Origin of the sequence: Methylocystis rosea SV97, from assembly GCF_000372845.1 — a bacterium.
Taxonomy (GTDB): Bacteria; Pseudomonadota; Alphaproteobacteria; order Rhizobiales; family Beijerinckiaceae; genus Methylocystis; species Methylocystis rosea.
Map to the genome: position 1 here is coordinate 1719039 of NZ_KB889963.1, position 15412 is coordinate 1734450.

The following is a 15412-nucleotide window of genomic DNA, read 5'->3' on the forward strand; positions in this document are numbered from 1 at the left end:
TTCTACATGGCGACGGTCAGCGAAACCGGCTGGCCTTACATCCAGCATCGCGGAGGTCCGACGGGATTCGTGCGCGTGCTGGACGACTCCACGATCGGCTTTGCTGATTTCCGCGGCAACCGGCAATACATCAGTCTCGGCAATCTCGCGAACGACGATCGCGTGTCGCTTTTCTTCATGGACTATCCGAACAAGACGCGGCTGAAGCTCTTCGGGCGCGCGAAGGTCGTCGGTCTCGACGATGACGCGACCTTGTCTCTGCTCGAAACCCCGGACTACCGCGCCCGCGTCGAACGCGGCTTCCTGATCAGGGTCGAGGGGTTCGACTGGAACTGCCCGCAGCACATTACCGAACGCTACACGCTCGACGAAGTGCGCGCGATGACGGCGCCGCTCACGGCGCGGATCGCCGAACTCGAGCAGCAACTCGCCCAGGCGGCCGGCGCCGCGACCTCAATCTAAGTCCAAAAAACCGAACAATCGCGCGTTCAAAATCATACGATGACAACGTCGACCATTGCTGCGACGCCTGGAAACAACCGCATCGAACAACCCTGGCGCATCACGTCCATCGGATTGCGCCAGTGGTCGCATCGGTTCTAATTGGCGCAGGTTGGTATTACGGCTCGACCACCACGGTCGCGCCCACCGCGACGCGGTCGTAGAGATCGACGACGTCCTCGTTGAGCATGCGGATGCAGCCATAGGAAGCGGCCGAGCCGATCGACTTGCGCATCTTCTGCGTGGTGCCGTGGATCGCGACCTGACCCTCGCTGAGCGTCATGGCGCGGGCGCCCATCGGGTTATTCGACGCGCCGCCGGGGATCACCTCCGGCAGTTCTGGATGATCGTGTTTCACATCTTCCGGCGGCGTCCAGTCGGGCGCGACGAATTTGGCGTTGATCTGCACGACGCCGCTCCATTCCTTGCCCGCCTTCGGCACCGCCACCTTGTAGGCGATGGCGTCGTCCTGATCGACGATGAGATAGAGCTTGCGCTCATGCTCGCTGACGACGATGGAGCCGGGATCGAGCTCGGAATGATAATGAACGAATTCGCGCGCGGCGGCGGCCTGCGGCGCCGAGGCGGCGCCGATGAGGGCGGCGGCGAAAGCGAATTGGGCGATCTTGGACGTGCGGCGGTTCATTGTCTTGCGCTCGATGTTCGATGTCTCGATGAGCGCGTTGTAGAAGTGGCGCCGCCCGCATTCCGTGCGGCGGCGCACGCGGGAAATTCCTTCAGCTGAGCGTCGAAGCGGAATCTTGCGCAGCGCCCTCAGGCCGCAAGCGTTCTTTCAACCATCTGAAACATGCAATTCCGAGAAAACCGACGATGATGAGCGTATGGGGCGCGGTGATTGAGAAGTGATACGCCAAGGCCGCGGAAATGGCGCGTTCCTTCTGGAGGCCGTAGCCGTTGACGAGATAGGCGACGATGCCGGCCTCAAACAGCCCCAAGCCGGCGGGGCTTGCGGGAACGGCGACCGCGAGCGCGCCGATCATCAATAATGTCATCGCGTGGATGAGGGTGAAATCGATTTCAGGCAGCAGCGTTCTGAAGGCGACATAGACCAGGCAGACATTGGTCATCCATATCGAGGCCGTGAAGAAAGCCGTTCTCGCCGCGCGATGATGGGCGACCAATCCGCCTGCCTGTTTGAAAAAAGCGTCCAGTCGCAAGGCGTTCACGATGCGCCAATCCGGAAGGCGCCAGACGACGGCTTTTCGCCGGAAGACTAACATGCCGCAAAAAACGATCGAAAGGGCCACCGCGGCTGCGATCAACAGGCGCGGATCGATGATGCGCGAATCTGAGTTCGCAAGAATGAGCAATGACAAAAGGACGATCGCTGTAACGTCGTAGAGTTTTTCCAGCAGGACTGCGGCGCTGATGCCGCCGATCGCATAATTATAATAGGAATGCCCGAAATAGATTTTCACGCCTTCGCCAGCCCTGAATGGAACTAAACTGTTGAAGGTGAATCCCATCGTGGCGATCAGAAAACCGGACGAGAGTCCGCCGCCAAGCAGCGTCGACAGGCGTGACCCATAGAACAGCAAGACGAACACATTCATCGTCATTGCCGTCAGAACCGCGCTTAAGGGGATCTGCTTCAGCTCCTGCGACAGATCGGCGAATTCGATGTTCTGGTAGAGCCAGTAGGAAATGTAGGCAAAAAAGGCGGCGTTTAAAATCAGCGCGACATATCCGCTGCGCTGAGAGATGAATTTTATTGAGCTGGTCGCTCGCTGCGCACCGGCGCTCAGGGGCAGAGGCGGAAGGCCGCCGGCCGGCGAGACAATCTCGCGCAATCGCAGCTCGGGCGCGAGACGCGTCGGTCGAAGTCGATCGTCCTCTACGCTCATGGCCATCTCGCTCTGCGCGGAATAGCGCTTCGCCTCAGAGGTCAGAAAAATGGCCGGCGCGAAGACCGGCCTATTCTCTGGCCCGCACATATGATCTGCTTAGTGCAGATACTGGCCGCCGTTGATCGTCAGAGTCGAGCCGGTGATGAAGCCGGCGTCATCGGCGGCGAGGAACACGACGGCGCGCGCGATTTCTTCGGGCTCGCCGAGGCGGCCGACGGCGATATAGGGAATGATGTGCTTGTCGAGCACGTCCTGCGGAACGGCCTTCACCATCTCGGTCGCGATATAGCCCGGCGCGATGGCGTTGACGGTGATGCCCTTAGACGCGCTCTCCTGCGCGAGCGCCTTCACGAAGCCGATGTCGCCGGCCTTGGAGGCGGAATAATTGGTCTGGCCGGCCTGGCCCTTCTGGCCGTTGATCGACGAGATGACGATGATGCGGCCGAAGCCGCGATCGCGCATGCCGTTGATGACCGGGCGCGTGACGTTGAACAGCGAGTTCAGATTGGTGTTGATCACCGCCTGCCACTGGGCAAGCTCCATCTTGTGGAACAGACGGTCCTTGGTGATGCCGGCGTTGTTGACGAGAATGTCGACCGGGCCGATCTCTTTCTCGATCTGCGCGATTCCGGCGGCGCAGGCGTCGTAATCGGAAACGTCGAATTTAAAGACCGGAATGCCCGTCTCGGCCTTGAACTTATTGGCGGCTTCGTCATTGCCGGCGTAAGTCGCCGCGACAGTATAGCCCGCCGCCTTCAGCGCCTTGGAAATCGCTTCGCCGATGCCGCGCGTGCCGCCTGTCACAACTGCAGTTCTTGCCACTTGGAGTCTCCTTATCCGATTTGATTTTTAAATTGCGACGCAATTGCCGAAATGGTGCGTGCAGGTCGGGCGGGAAAGTGAATTTGGCGTTGACCCCATCCCGAACCGCTGTGCGCTTCGACCCTCCCCATCAAGGGGAAGGATTTGCGCCTCTTCCCTCCGAGTTGCGCTCTACGATTACCGCTCCACCGTCAGCGCGATGCCCATGCCGCCGCCGATGCAGAGCGTCGCGAGGCCCTTCTTGGAGCCGCGACGCGCCATCTCGTGCAGGAGCGTGGTGAGCACGCGTGCGCCGGAGGCGCCGATCGGATGGCCGATGGCGATCGCGCCGCCGTTGACGTTCACGATCGCCGGATCCCAGCCCATGTCCTTGTTGACCGCGAGCGCCTGCGCCGCGAAGGCTTCGTTCGCCTCGATGAGATCGAGGTCGGCGACCTTCCAGCCGGCCTTCTCCAGCGCTTTGCGCGACGCGGGGATCGGCCCGGAGCCCATCAAAGACGGATCGACGCCGGCGGTCGCCCAGGAGGCGATGCGCGCCAGCGGCGTCAGGCCGCGCTTCTTGGCCTCTTCGGCGCTCATCACGATGAGCGCCGCGGCGCCGTCGTTGAGGCCGGAGGCGTTCGCCGCCGTCACCGTGCCATCCTTGGCGAAGGCCGGGCGCAGCTTGCCGACGCCCTCCATGGTCACGCCATGCTTGATATATTCGTCGGCGTCGACGACGACGTCGCCCTTCTTGGTCGAGATCGTATAGGGGATGATCTCGTCCTTGAACTTGCCGGCCTTCTGCGCGGCCTCGGCCTTGTTCTGCGACTTGACCGCGAATTCGTCCTGCTGCTCGCGGGTGATCTGCCACTGCCGGGCGACGTTCTCGGCGGTGACGCCCATGTGATAATTGTTGAAGGCGTCGGTGAGCCCGTCGATGATCATGGTGTCGACGAATTTGACGTCGCCCATTTTGGTGCCCATGCGCAGCTGCGACGCATGCGGCGCGAGCGACATCGACTCCTGACCGCCGGCGACGATGATGCTGGCGTCGCCCGCCTGAATCTGCTGGGCGGCGAGCGCCACGGCGCGCAGGCCGGAGCCGCAGACCTGATTGATCCCGAAGGCGGTGGCGCTGTCCGGAACGCCGGCCTTGATCGCCGCCTGACGCGCCGGATTCTGGCCCTGCGCGGAGTCGAGCACCTGCCCGAGAATGACTTCGTTCACCTCATTGGGCTGGACGTTGGCGCGCTCGAGAGCGGCCTTGATGGCGACGGCGCCGAGCTCGTGGGCCGGAACCGCTCCAAAGGCTCCGTTGAACGATCCGACGGCGGTGCGCGCCGCGGAAACGATCACGATATCGGTCATCTGTCGATCTCCTTAAAAAATAGTCCAACCGCCCGACCGCCTTAGCCGGCCAGGGGGCGAAGTGTTGGTCCTTTCGCGCTTGCGGTGGGCAAGCGCGGCCCGTTTTGCACGGAATCGAGCGGTAGCGAAAGGCTTTCGGCATGAAAATATTGCCGCAGGCGCCAATTTGCGCGTATCGTCTAACGCTAGACGGCTGTTTTTAGGCGGGTGGCGGCCGTGGGGCGAGGGGAGCATGTCAGGCGTATGGCGACTGAGAAAAAACCCACAACGATCAAGAAATACGCCAATCGTCGGCTCTATGACACCGGAACGAGCACCTATGTGACGCTGGAGGACCTTGCCGGGATGGTGAAGCGCGGCGAGGATTTCGTCGTGTGCGATGCAAAAACCGGCGACGACATCACCCGCCCGGTTCTAGCCCAAATCATCTTCGAGCAGGAGGGAAAAGAAGGCCAGAGCCTGCTGCCGATCGCCTTCCTGCGCCAGCTCATCCGCTTTTACGGCGACTCGATGCAGATGCTGGTGCCGAGCTATCTCGAGTTCTCGATCGACAAGCTGACGAAGGAACAGCAAAGATTCCGGGATCAGTTCACCTCGGCGCTCGGCGTCGGGGGCGCTCCGTTCGCCGAGCCGACACGGGCGGCGTTCCAGTCGCTCGAAGAGCAGGCGCGCAAGAACATGGCCGTGTTCCGTCAGGCGCTGACCATGTTCAATCCCTTCGGCGTGCCGACAGAGGGCATGATGACCACGGCGCCCTCGCTCGACGAGCAGGAGAATGGCGGCGGCGTTCGCAAGGAAGGCGGCGACGTCGCCGATCTGAAGCGCCAGCTCGACGAGCTGAACAAGCGGATCGATAATCTGTCGAAGGGGTGAGGGTGGTTAGCTTCTAAGACCCGGCGGCGCCGTCAGCGCTGCAGCCAAGTCAATGCAAAAAGAGCTTCAGCGGCACTGCCGAAAGCAGCGCCATGACGAAGCCGAGCATCCATTTCAATACCGCCAACTCGCTTTCGATTTTCGAAAAGCGATTTTCGTGAACGGTCATCACCTCCGCCGCCTTGCGCCTTTTCGTTCATATAACGAGCCGCTTAGCTCTGACCACTTTGAAGCACGCCGGCAATGCATCGTAGTCGACTGGCACCCTTGCATGAATGTTCTCGAACAGCGTTACGTCTAATGACTCATCTGCCGAGAATGGTCGCTTGCTTAGTCTGCCCAAAGCGCTGAATGATGTGTTCTTGCCCTCTTGGAATAGCTTGTTTTTCCCGTGGAATGAGTCGACATTCGCGCGATTGATCGGATCAATGACCACTGTAAGCTCACCGTACATAGCGTGCTCGAAGTCGTGGTTTTCCGTTCCGTGTAATTGCAGCGGGTCCAGATTGTTGTAAAGCAGCAATACCGTCGGTTTTCCCTTCTTAGATGCCGACTGAATTTGCTTCATTGCGCGCTGGTCAGAAACCCTTGACCCACTCTCCTGGAATGGAGTGCTTCTGTCACAAAGTTTGAATCCTCTGCAAATTCCTTGACCTCGAAGAACAGTTCAACGCCTCCAACACGTACTACGTAGTCAGGTGTTTTTTGTAGCCCTGTGGCGATTGGCTGGAAGGCAATATTATTGGTAGAAAGAAAGCGTTCGAACAACATTTCCGATGCGGTCTTAGTCACAGCCATATTTTCTTGCGCCATCTGATCTTAATCAGCGATTCCCCGAAAGGTTAAAGCTCGGCCTTCGGCAGTCACGGCCCACCACGCTATCCTCGATCACGTATTAAACCTGAAATGCATCACGTCGCCGTCGGCGACGACATATTCCTTGCCTTCCAGCCTTAAGCGCCCGGCGTCCCGCGCGCCCGCCTCGCCCTTGTTCGAAACGTAATCGCCATAGGCGATCGTTTCGGCGCGAATAAAGCCCTTCTCGAAGTCCGTGTGGATCACGCCCGACGCCGCCGGCGCGCGAACGCCTTTTTCGATGGTCCAGGCGCGCGCCTCTTTCGGCCCGACGGTGAAATAAGTGATGAGATGCAGGAGGTCGTAGCCGGCGCGGATGACGCGATTGAGCCCGGGCTCGACGAGGCCGACCGCTTCGAGATAGTCCTTCTGCTCGGCGGCCGGCAGCACGGCGATCTCGCTCTCGATCTTCGCCGAGACGACGACCGCGGCCGCGTCTTCCTCGGCGGCGCGAACAGCAACTTTCGCTGATTGGGCGTTGCCTTCGGACGCCGACGCCTCTTCGACGTTGCAGACGTAAAGCACCGGCTTCGACGAAAGCAGCCCGAGACCCGCGAAGGCGACGCGCTCCTCCGCGCTCACCTTGGCGAGACGCGCGGGCTTGCCCTCGCGCAGCAGGACAAGGCAGCGGTTCATGAGATCGGCGAGTTCCTTCGCCTCCTTGTCGCCGCCCTTGGCTTTCTTCTCCATGGCGACGACGCGCTTTTCGAGGCTGTCGAGATCGGCGAGCATCAGCTCGGTCTCGATCGTCTCGATATCGCGGATCGGATCGACGCCGCCTTCGACATGGGTCACGTCGCCGTCCTCGAAACAGCGCACGACATGAGCGATGGCGTCGCATTCGCGGATATTGGCGAGAAACTGGTTGCCGAGCCCTTCGCCCTTGGAGGCGCCGCGCACGAGGCCGGCGATGTCGACGAAGGTCAGGCGCGTTGGAATGATCTCTTTGGAGCCGGCGATCCTGGCCAGTTCCTCAAGCCTCGGGTCCGGAACGGCGACTTCGCCGACATTGGGCTCGATCGTGCAGAAGGGATAGTTCGCGGCCTGCGCCGCGGCGGTCTGCGTGAGGGCGTTGAAAAGGGTCGACTTGCCGACGTTGGGCAGGCCGACGATGCCACATTTGAACCCCATATCCGTCCCGGTTTTTGGATTGCGCGTTGCGGCGCGGTATGCGGGGCGGCGCGAGAAAAGGCAAGGGGGCGCGCGGCCCCCTCGTCTTCATGCTGCGATCGTCGCGCGCGGTCTTTGCGCTAGAGGCTCTTCAAATATTCGAGAAGCGCCTTCTTCTCGGGGTCCGAAAGCGAAGTCCCGAAGTCATGGCCGCAGCGACTGTTGCCGGAATCGCGTATCGAGCAATCGTCGGCGTTGTAGGTCGAGTTGAATGCGCCTTGTTCCTTCGCCAAACCGACGTTCTCAATGTCATAGGCCGGGCCGACTTTGAAGGAGGCCGGGCGGTCGGCGGGCTTCTTCAAGAGATCGGCGAGAGTCGGCACGGAGCCATTGTGCAGATAAGGCGCCGCCGCCCAGATGCCGCGCATCACCCGCGCTTCAAAGACCGCGGCTGGTTGCGCGCTGGGCTTCTTGTAGAGATTTTGCAGGTCCGCCGAGAACTTGGCGGTAATGATACTGGCGGCCGTCTCCGTCCTGGCTTGTCGAGACTCGGGGATGCACTCTTCAACGATCGGCTTGAACACGTCGACGCCGAAATGGAGCGGCGCTTCGAGGATTGATCCAATCACCGAGAGGCCGAGAATGCTGATGATCTTGTCTTTCGGCTTCAGCGGCGTGTCGATCCCGGGGACAAAGGGGATCGCTGCGCCATTGAGCACGCCGGTGTCCGCCTCGCGTCCGAGCACGTTGTATTCGCGAACGTCCGTTCCGACATCCTGAAGCGGCGTTTTCCACGTGTTGAGGTTACAAAGCCGGGGCGTTCCTTTCGCGACTTCGTGACAACCTGTCGCGCAGCCGCCCTGCTTGGGATCGCGATTGAAAATTTCTTCGCCTTGCGCGACGAGTTTCGGATCGAGATTCCACGGCCATTTCGGCGGGCCGATCTGCTGGATCAAGTTTTCAAGACGCATGAGGCCCGGATAATTCAGCGAGGAATCATTGAGGAAGTTGATGAGTTTGGGGAGCCGGGAAGAATTGAATTTAACGAGTTGCGGCAATGCGAGCGTGAGAGGCGTCGGACGGTAGACGCCGAAAACCCCGTAGACTTCGCCGACGTTCCTCGCCAGACCAAGAATGTCGTCGCCGTTGCGGGCGAATCCCGGCCACTGCGTCATATCCTGAATGGGCGCGTTCCACAGGAACGGGTAACGCACCGGCGCGTCGGCCAGTGCGATGTTCTGCTCGATGATCCGCGACGAGGTCGTTCCGATGTCCAGTCCGGCGACGCGGTTGAAGATCATCGATACGGCGTCGGCGCGCGCGACGCCCCAGCCAGGCTTGGGGAGCGATTTGCGCATCAGAACGTCGTAGGGCTGGAACCAGACCTCGACCTCCTTTCGCAGTTTCCTGAGAGCGCGTTCGTTGGGGTCGCCGCCAAGCGCCTCTTTGGCGAATTCGTCGAAGGCGACCTCGTCGGCGAGAATTTTTTGGAACGCCGTATCTATGTCGGCGAGAAGGCTTTGGAAGTCGCTGAGCGCCGGCCCCCCATCGATCCGCCAGGAGACGCCGTTGACGTCGATCTGACGCGTATGGCAGGCGGAACATGTCATGCTGAAGAATTGTGCGCCCTGTTCGGAGGCGGCGAGAAAGCCCACTGGCAGTCCGGGAGTCGGGCTGTTTGGATTGGGCAGATAGCCGTAGCGAGTTAGCTGATCATCGAGGAAGTGTTTGCCGTCAGAATGTCTCAGAGCCTTGAACCAGTTGAGCGGCATGATTCGCGCGCCCTGGTCGAGACTGTAGAAGTCGTCGCGGTCCGCCGGCGCCCAATGGGCCCCCTGATCGGCGTATTTCACTTCGGCGGCGGGCGAAGGATTCGCGGCGGCGAGTGCGAGCAGCGCGGCAGCGGCAATGTGCGCACGCAATGGCGCGCGCAGTGCTTTGTTTGCAATCATGGCTCCCCCAAAACAATAGAATATGCGATGAAATTAGAGCATAGGCGCGCGTGATTCACAACGGGCGGCGGCGCGCCGCCGCTGTGCGCTATGCACGCGCCGACATGGCATGAAAATGAAGAAAACTCCTTCCGCTTCTCGTCTTGGCTTCCTGATTGGGGCGCTGTTGTCGATGCTCGCGACAGGCGCGCCGCTTCGCGCTGAACCCGCGACGCCCGAATCGCCGCCTGCGTCCGCGCAGCCGGCGCCGACGCCCGTAGCGCCGCCGGCACCCGCGGCGCCGTCCGAACCTGCGCCCGTGACGTCTGCGCCCGTGACGTCTGCGCCCGTAACGTCTGCGCCGCCTGTCAGCGCCGCGCCGCAAGCGACAACGCCAGCGCCTGCTCAGACCGCCGTGAAAAAGCCAAAGCCGAAACCTGCGCCGCCGCGCGAGACGGCGCTATCCGATGATCCGACGCCCGCATTGCAGCCGCAGACATTTTTCACCACCTCGAAAGCGGCGGATCGCTATCGGCAGATCGTCGATCGGGGCGGATGGCCGAGAGTGGGCGTCCCGCTTCGGCCTGGCGCGAAGGGAGCCGCGGTGTCGACGCTGCGCCGGCGCCTCGCGGCCGAAGACGACAGCCTCATCGACACGGCGAAAGAGAAGTGGGACGCCGATCTCACCGCGGCGGTGAAGCGCTTTCAGTTTCGCCTGGGGCTGAAACAGACGGGAGTCGTCGCCGGCGCGACGCTACGCGAACTCGACGTTCCGTCCGAGACCCGCTTCCATCAGCTCGAGTCCACCGCACAACGGCTCACCGCGTTCGATTTCGCCTTTGGTCCGCGCTACATCGTCGTCAACATCCCGTCGACGGCGGTCGATGCGGTGGAAGACGATCGCGTCGTGCGCCGCTACGCCGCGATCGTCGGCGATCCCGAGCACCATTCGCCGGAATTGCAGGCGAAGGTCGTCGCGGTCAACATCAATCCGACATGGACGGTTCCGGTCTCGATCATCAAGAACGAGATCGCGCCGAAGATGCTGAAGGATCCGACCTACCTGCAGCGCTCGCATATTCGCGTGCTGAATGCGCAACGCGAGGAGGTCGATCCGCGCTCGATCAACTGGGCGAGCGAGCGCGCCGCCCAATATACGCTGCGGCAGGATTCAGGCGCGGACAATTCGTTGGGCTCAATCCGCATTTCGATGCCCAATTCTCATTCCGTCTACATGCACGACACGCCGTCGCGGAATCTCTTCGCCAATGATTATCGCTTCCTGTCGCATGGCTGCGTGCGCGTGCAGGGCGTCGTCGATCTCGCGGCCTGGCTGCTCGACGGCGAATCCGGTCCGCAGATGAGCAAGGATGAGATCAACGCAAAAATCGCGTCGGGCGAACGCGAGGAGGTGCGGCTGGCGCAGCATGTGCCGGTGGCGTGGGTCTATATGACCGGCTGGGCGTCGGCGGACGGCCTCGTGCATTTTCGCGACGACGTTTATCATCTCGACGAAATCAGCGGAATCGCCGAGCAATAGGCCTTGTTGGTTCGCATGGCCGGGATGTCATTCCCGGCGGACCGAAGGTCCGACCGGGAATCCAGGGCAATATTCAAGTTCTGGATTCCCGATCACGCGCTTTGCTCGTGTCGGGAATGACACCCAAACGTATCGTCCGTATGAGCGCTACAGCGTCACGCGGTAGCGAACGAAACTGTCGGCTTCAACGAATGAATCGTATAGGCGTCGCGCGCATTCATTATCCGCTTGCGTGTGCCAATAGAGGCGCGCCCATCCGCGAGCGCGTCCAAGATCGACGAGGTCTTGAACGAGCGCGCGTCCCACGCCCGCGCCCCGAACATTTGGATCGACGAAAAGGTCTTCGAGGTAACACGAAGGGGAGGAGGTCCAACTGCTTTCATGCAGCACGGAAACCGAAAAGCCGGCGATGCATCCCTCCCTTTCAGCAATCCGGCCGATCATGGCCGAGGTTGGGCCGAGAAGGCGGCGCAAGGTCGATTCCGTCACGTCTATGGGCACAGCCGTTTCATAGAAATCATTATAACCTGCCCAGAGCCTGCGCCACGCCGCGGCGTCCGTCTCGCGAATGTCCCGGATGAGCGTCATTCGTCTTGCGCTCTCGCGCTCTCGTGCCAGCCGCGCAGCAGAATATAGGACAGCGCCGCGAGCGCGCCGTAGATCGCCAGCCCGCTCAGCGAGATGAGCGCCAGCGCCGCGAACATGCGCGGGATGTCGAGACGAAAGCCCGCCTCGACGATGCGGTAGGCGAGGCCGGTTCCCTGACCCGAGGCGCCGGCCGCGAGTTCCGCGACGATGGCGCCGATGAGCGCCAGTCCGCCGCCGATGCGCAAGCCGGCAAGGAATTGCGGCAGCGCCGACGGCAGGCGCAGATAAATCAGCTTCTGCCATGGCGAGGCGCGATAAAGGTCGAAGAGATCGCGCAAGCCGAAATCGACGGAGGCGAGTCCGAGCGACGTATTGGAAAGAATCGGAAAGAAGGCGACGAGAAAGGCGCAGACCAGCACCGCATTGCCGGGCTGCAGATAAACCAGCAGCAGCGGAGCGATGGCGATGATCGGCGTGACCTGCAAAGTGATGGCGAAGGGCAGCAGCGCGCGCTCCAGCCATTTCGATTGCGCGATGAGCAGCGCCAGCGCCACGCCGCTAACGGTGGCGACGATAAGCGCCTCGAAGGTGACGCCGAGCGTCACCATCAGCGATGAGAACAGGAGTTCGCGGTCCTCGACGAGTTTGGCGAGAATGACGCTTGGCGCCGGAAGAATATAGGGCGGGATGTTTTTCCAGCGCACGAGCCCTTCCCACAGCGCCAGCGCCGCGAGAAGAACGGCGAGCGGCACGCCGATGTCGCGCCAGGGGATCGCGCGTTGGTTCGGGATCACGACGTCGCCTCTTCGATTGAGACGCGAAGCGCCCGCGACGCCCGGCGACACACGTCGGCGAAAGTCTTGCTCGACCGATAGTCGTCGTCGCGTGGGATCGCCGGGTCGATCTCGATGTTGTCGATGATTCTGCCGGCGCGCCGCGACATCACCACGATGCGCGTCGAGAGATAGGCGGCTTCGAACACCGAATGGGTGACGAAGACGATCGTCGCGCCGAATCGGCGTTTGAGCGCGAGAAGATCGTCATTGAGTTTGAAGCGCGTCACCTCGTCGAGGGCGGCGAAAGGTTCGTCCATCATCATCAGCGTGGGCCGCGTCACCAGGGCGCGGGCGATGGCGCAGCGCATCCGCATCCCCCCGGAGAGTTCTCGCGGCAGCGCGCGCGAAAAAGCGAGGAGGCCGACATGTGCGAGCGCCTCTTCAATGCGCGGCGACGCCGCTTGGCGTGGAACGCCCTTAATCCGCAGCGGCAGAAAGACATTGTCGAAAACGCTCGCCCAGGGCAGCAGGGTGGCGTCCTGGAACACAACGCCGATATTCTCCTTAACTTGAGGCGCGTTCCAGTTGATCGCGCCTGCCGTCGGGCTCGCGAGCCCTGCGATGAGCCGCAACACCGTCGACTTGCCGCAGCCCGAAGGCCCGAGCAGCGTCAGGATCTCGCCTTCGCGCACGTAAAGATCATAGTCGGCGAGGGCGACGAGCCCGCTTGGGAATGTCTTGCCGACCGCGCGCAGTGAAACGAGCGCGGGCGCCGCCATTTGCGTCTCCGCGATGTCACGCGCGCTCATGTCGGATCCCTGGCGTCATTTGGGCCGCAGCTCCATGCCGACCTTCTTGCCGATAAAACGCAGCGTGTAGCCGCGCGTGTAATCAATGTTGGCGGGAACGACGCCGGCCTTCGCCATCTTGTCGAAAAAGCTCTTCATCCGCGCGTCGGTGATGACGCCGACGCCATAGGTCAGCGCGTCGCCGGAATCTACGATGCCGCGCTCCTTCATTTTGGCGAGGGAATAGGCGATCTGACCGTCGGTCATCTCCGGATTGTCGCGCTTGATCATCGCATTGGCTTGAGCGTTGTCGCCATAGAGATAATTGTACCAGCCGACAATCGAGGCGTCGACGAAGCGCTGCACGAGGTCGGGAGTCTTGGCGATCGTGTCGGCGCGCGACTCGATCGTGGTCGAATAGCCGTCATAGCCGTAGTCGTGCAAAAGAAAGACGTTGGGCGTGAAACCGCCCGCGCGCTCGATCGCGTAGGGCTCCGAGGTGAGAATTCCCTCCTGAATCGATGTCTTGTCGGCAAGGAAGGGCGCCGAATTGAAATTATAGGGCTTGGCGTTTTGGTCCTTGAACCCATAGGCCTGCTTCAGCCATTGCCAGACGGAAGCGCGCATGTCGCTGGCGATGAAAGCCGTCGCCTTCGGCAGATCTTCGAAACGATCGAGGCCGACGCCAGGATGCGACATGAAAATCACCGGATCGACCTGAAACATGCTGGCGACGGTGACGACCGGCACGTTCTGCTGCACGGATTCGAACATCTGAATGGTGTTTGCGCCCATCGCGAAGTCGACCCGGCCTGCGGCGAGCAGCAGCCGCGCGTTGAGCTGCGGACCGCCTTGCAAAAGGGTCACGTCGAGTCCGTAGCGCGCATAAGTGCCGTCGGCGATAGCCTGATAGAATCCGCCGTGCTCGGCTTGCGCCCGCCAATTGGTGGCGAAGCGCACCTTGTCGAGCGCGAGGGCGGGCGCTGCGATGAGGAGAGCGATGAGCAAGGCGACAAGGCGCATGGTGCGGGCTCCGGCTGCGAGGCGCGCATCATACATGAACTCGCGCGGGCTCTATATCCCGCTCGACTTCGACGAGAAATTGAAGCCTTCGACGAGCATCGCCGGCGCCGCCGGCGCGCCGCCTTCGCCCGCCGCGCGCCAGGTCCGACGCGTTGGACCGAGCGCTTTGATGTTGCTGAACAGCTCGCCCAATCGCTGATTGAAGCGCATGTTGCGCATGGGCGCGACGATCCGGCCGTTCTCGATGAGAAAATTGCCGTCGCGGGTGAGGCCGGTCAGCAGCAGGCTCTTCCGATCGACGATATTGGTGTACCAAAACCTCGTCACCAGGACGCCGCGCCGCACCGAGCGGACCATATCGTGCAGTGGAACGTCGCCGCCGGACATCACGAAATTCTGCGCGAAGGGGATTGGTTCGGATTCGGTCTTTTGCGCCCAGGCGCGTGAACGATAGAGCGTCGTCACAACGCCGTTCTCGACAAACGCGCGGGCGCGATGCGGCACGCCCTCGTAACCGACGGCGGCTTCGGGCGCCAGCGGATCGGCCGGATCGACGCGGATCGTGAGCTTTTCGTCAAAGAGCTTCTCGCCCAAAAGCGCGCCGCCGCCAGGACGCGCGAAGAAGCTTCTCCCCTCGTCGGCGGCGCGCGCCTCCATTGTTCTGATGAGCCAAAAAGCGAGCTCGGTCGTCGCCTCCGGCTCGAGAACGACGGTATAGGCGCCGGGTTCGAGATCAACCGGCGTTACGTCATGGGCGCCCTTGGCGCAGGCGACGCGCGCGATCGCCTCCGCATCGAGTCGATCGGCGAAGAATTGATGCGCGCCGGCCCAGCCCGACCAAGCGTCGGCGCGGTTGCGCGCCGTGGCGGAAAGATCGATTTCGCTGCGCCGCTCATAGGCGAAAAGGCCGGCGCTCGTCGCATATGCGTCAAATCGCCTTGCTGTCGTCGCGCAGCCGAAGGTGTCGACGCCGATGCGCGCGCCTTCGTCGATGACGCGCGCCGCCGCGTCCGCGAGGGCGTCGAGGCGCAGATTGGCGGTCGCGTCGTCATAGCGGTCGGAGAAACCGTAATTCTGCGGGCCGAGCGGCGCGACGTAATCCGGGTCGACGGGCAACATCCGCGCGATCTCTTCCGAGCGCGCCACGGCGCCGGCCAGCGCCGCGTCGTCGAAACGCGAGATGCTGCAAGAGCCGATGCGCCCGCCAATATGTGACGAGATGCGCAGAGTGGCTTCCGCGGTCGCAAGATTGGTCGTCGCGCCGCCGCGCGCGAAGCGCAGACTTTGATCCAAGCCGCCTTGGATATGCACGGCGCAGGCGTCGGCCTTGGAACGCGTGAGCGCCTTGTCGGCGATCGACTTTGCGTCGTCTGAAGAAAGAAACATG

At 62.0% G+C, this 15412-nt stretch carries 16 protein-coding genes and 1 pseudogene; 4 read left to right on the forward strand and 13 right to left on the reverse strand.

Going from position 1 to position 15412, the window contains the following annotated elements; genetic code table 11:
• Positions 1-6 precede the first annotated feature (6 nt).
• The gene (locus A3OO_RS21390; RefSeq protein WP_342446756.1) at positions 7-462 is read left to right on the forward strand and encodes a pyridoxamine 5'-phosphate oxidase family protein; all 456 of its coding nucleotides are present in this window, start codon (positions 7-9) and stop codon (positions 460-462) included.
• A gap of 8 nt (positions 463-470) precedes the next feature.
• Positions 471-603, forward strand: a pseudogene (locus A3OO_RS24785) (IS630 family transposase); the annotation flags it as partial.
• A 16-nt stretch (positions 604-619) separates the two neighbouring features.
• Here A3OO_RS24785 and A3OO_RS0109000 read toward each other — a convergent pair.
• The 4 genes from A3OO_RS0109000 to A3OO_RS0109015 form a co-directional block, all read right to left on the reverse strand.
• Positions 620-1225, reverse strand: coding sequence for a L,D-transpeptidase (locus A3OO_RS0109000; protein WP_018407511.1), 606 nt, complete (start codon positions 1223-1225; stop codon positions 620-622).
• Between the two features lie 13 nt (positions 1226-1238).
• Complete coding sequence (locus A3OO_RS0109005; RefSeq protein ID WP_245257139.1) at positions 1239-2366, reverse strand: lysylphosphatidylglycerol synthase transmembrane domain-containing protein; 1128 nt, start codon at positions 2364-2366, stop codon at positions 1239-1241.
• A gap of 99 nt (positions 2367-2465) precedes the next feature.
• Entirely contained in the window at positions 2466-3191 is a 726-nt protein-coding gene (gene phbB / locus A3OO_RS0109010; RefSeq protein WP_026222828.1) for an acetoacetyl-CoA reductase, read from the reverse strand.
• 177 nt (positions 3192-3368) lie between these two features.
• Positions 3369-4541: an acetyl-CoA C-acetyltransferase gene (locus tag A3OO_RS0109015; protein ID WP_018407514.1), complete on the reverse strand. Its 1173-nt coding sequence runs from the start codon at positions 4539-4541 to the stop codon at positions 3369-3371.
• A 243-nt stretch (positions 4542-4784) separates the two neighbouring features.
• On the opposite strand from A3OO_RS0109015, the gene phaR reads away from it, so the two are divergent.
• Positions 4785-5414: a polyhydroxyalkanoate synthesis repressor PhaR gene (phaR, locus tag A3OO_RS0109020; RefSeq protein ID WP_018407515.1), complete on the forward strand. Its 630-nt coding sequence runs from the start codon at positions 4785-4787 to the stop codon at positions 5412-5414.
• Between the two features lie 196 nt (positions 5415-5610).
• Here the strand turns inward: phaR and A3OO_RS21400 are convergent, their stop codons facing one another.
• The 4 genes from A3OO_RS21400 to A3OO_RS0109045 all read right to left on the reverse strand — a co-directional run bounded on the left by A3OO_RS21400 (position 5611) and on the right by A3OO_RS0109045 (position 9331).
• Complete coding sequence (locus A3OO_RS21400; RefSeq protein ID WP_018407517.1) at positions 5611-5982, reverse strand: hypothetical protein; 372 nt, start codon at positions 5980-5982, stop codon at positions 5611-5613.
• Positions 5979-6227: a hypothetical protein gene (locus A3OO_RS0109035; protein WP_018407518.1), complete on the reverse strand. Its 249-nt coding sequence runs from the start codon at positions 6225-6227 to the stop codon at positions 5979-5981. Before A3OO_RS0109035 ends, A3OO_RS21400 begins: the two co-directional genes overlap by 4 nt.
• 75 nt (positions 6228-6302) lie before the next feature.
• Positions 6303-7400, reverse strand: coding sequence for a redox-regulated ATPase YchF (ychF, locus tag A3OO_RS0109040; RefSeq protein ID WP_018407519.1), 1098 nt, complete (start codon positions 7398-7400; stop codon positions 6303-6305).
• Positions 7401-7519: 119 nt separating this feature from the next.
• Complete coding sequence (locus tag A3OO_RS0109045; protein WP_018407520.1) at positions 7520-9331, reverse strand: di-heme-cytochrome C peroxidase; 1812 nt, start codon at positions 9329-9331, stop codon at positions 7520-7522.
• 115 nt (positions 9332-9446) lie between these two features.
• Between A3OO_RS0109045 and A3OO_RS21405 the strand changes: the two genes are divergently transcribed.
• Positions 9447-10850 (forward strand): L,D-transpeptidase family protein, encoded by a 1404-nt coding sequence (locus tag A3OO_RS21405; protein ID WP_210162186.1) that lies wholly within the window; start codon positions 9447-9449, stop codon positions 10848-10850.
• 147 nt (positions 10851-10997) lie between these two features.
• Here A3OO_RS21405 and A3OO_RS0109055 read toward each other — a convergent pair whose 3' ends face one another.
• Genes A3OO_RS0109055 through A3OO_RS0109075 form a run of 5 tightly spaced genes read right to left on the reverse strand, consistent with a single transcriptional unit; the run spans position 10998 to position 15411 of the window.
• A complete protein-coding gene (locus tag A3OO_RS0109055; RefSeq protein ID WP_018407522.1) occupies positions 10998-11438 on the reverse strand; it encodes a GNAT family N-acetyltransferase in 441 nt (146 codons plus the stop codon).
• Complete coding sequence (locus tag A3OO_RS0109060; RefSeq protein ID WP_083909802.1) at positions 11435-12232, reverse strand: ABC transporter permease; 798 nt, start codon at positions 12230-12232, stop codon at positions 11435-11437. Before A3OO_RS0109060 ends, A3OO_RS0109055 begins: the two co-directional genes overlap by 4 nt.
• Complete coding sequence (locus A3OO_RS0109065) at positions 12229-13023, reverse strand: ABC transporter ATP-binding protein (RefSeq protein ID WP_018407524.1); 795 nt, start codon at positions 13021-13023, stop codon at positions 12229-12231. Before A3OO_RS0109065 ends, A3OO_RS0109060 begins: the two co-directional genes overlap by 4 nt.
• Before the next feature lie 15 nt (positions 13024-13038).
• The gene (locus A3OO_RS0109070; RefSeq protein WP_018407525.1) at positions 13039-14061 is read right to left on the reverse strand and encodes an ABC transporter substrate-binding protein; all 1023 of its coding nucleotides are present in this window, start codon (positions 14059-14061) and stop codon (positions 13039-13041) included.
• Positions 14062-14076: 15 nt separating this feature from the next.
• Entirely contained in the window at positions 14077-15411 is a 1335-nt protein-coding gene (locus A3OO_RS0109075) for a TldD/PmbA family protein (RefSeq protein ID WP_018407526.1), read from the reverse strand.
• Position 15412 lies beyond the last annotated feature (1 nt).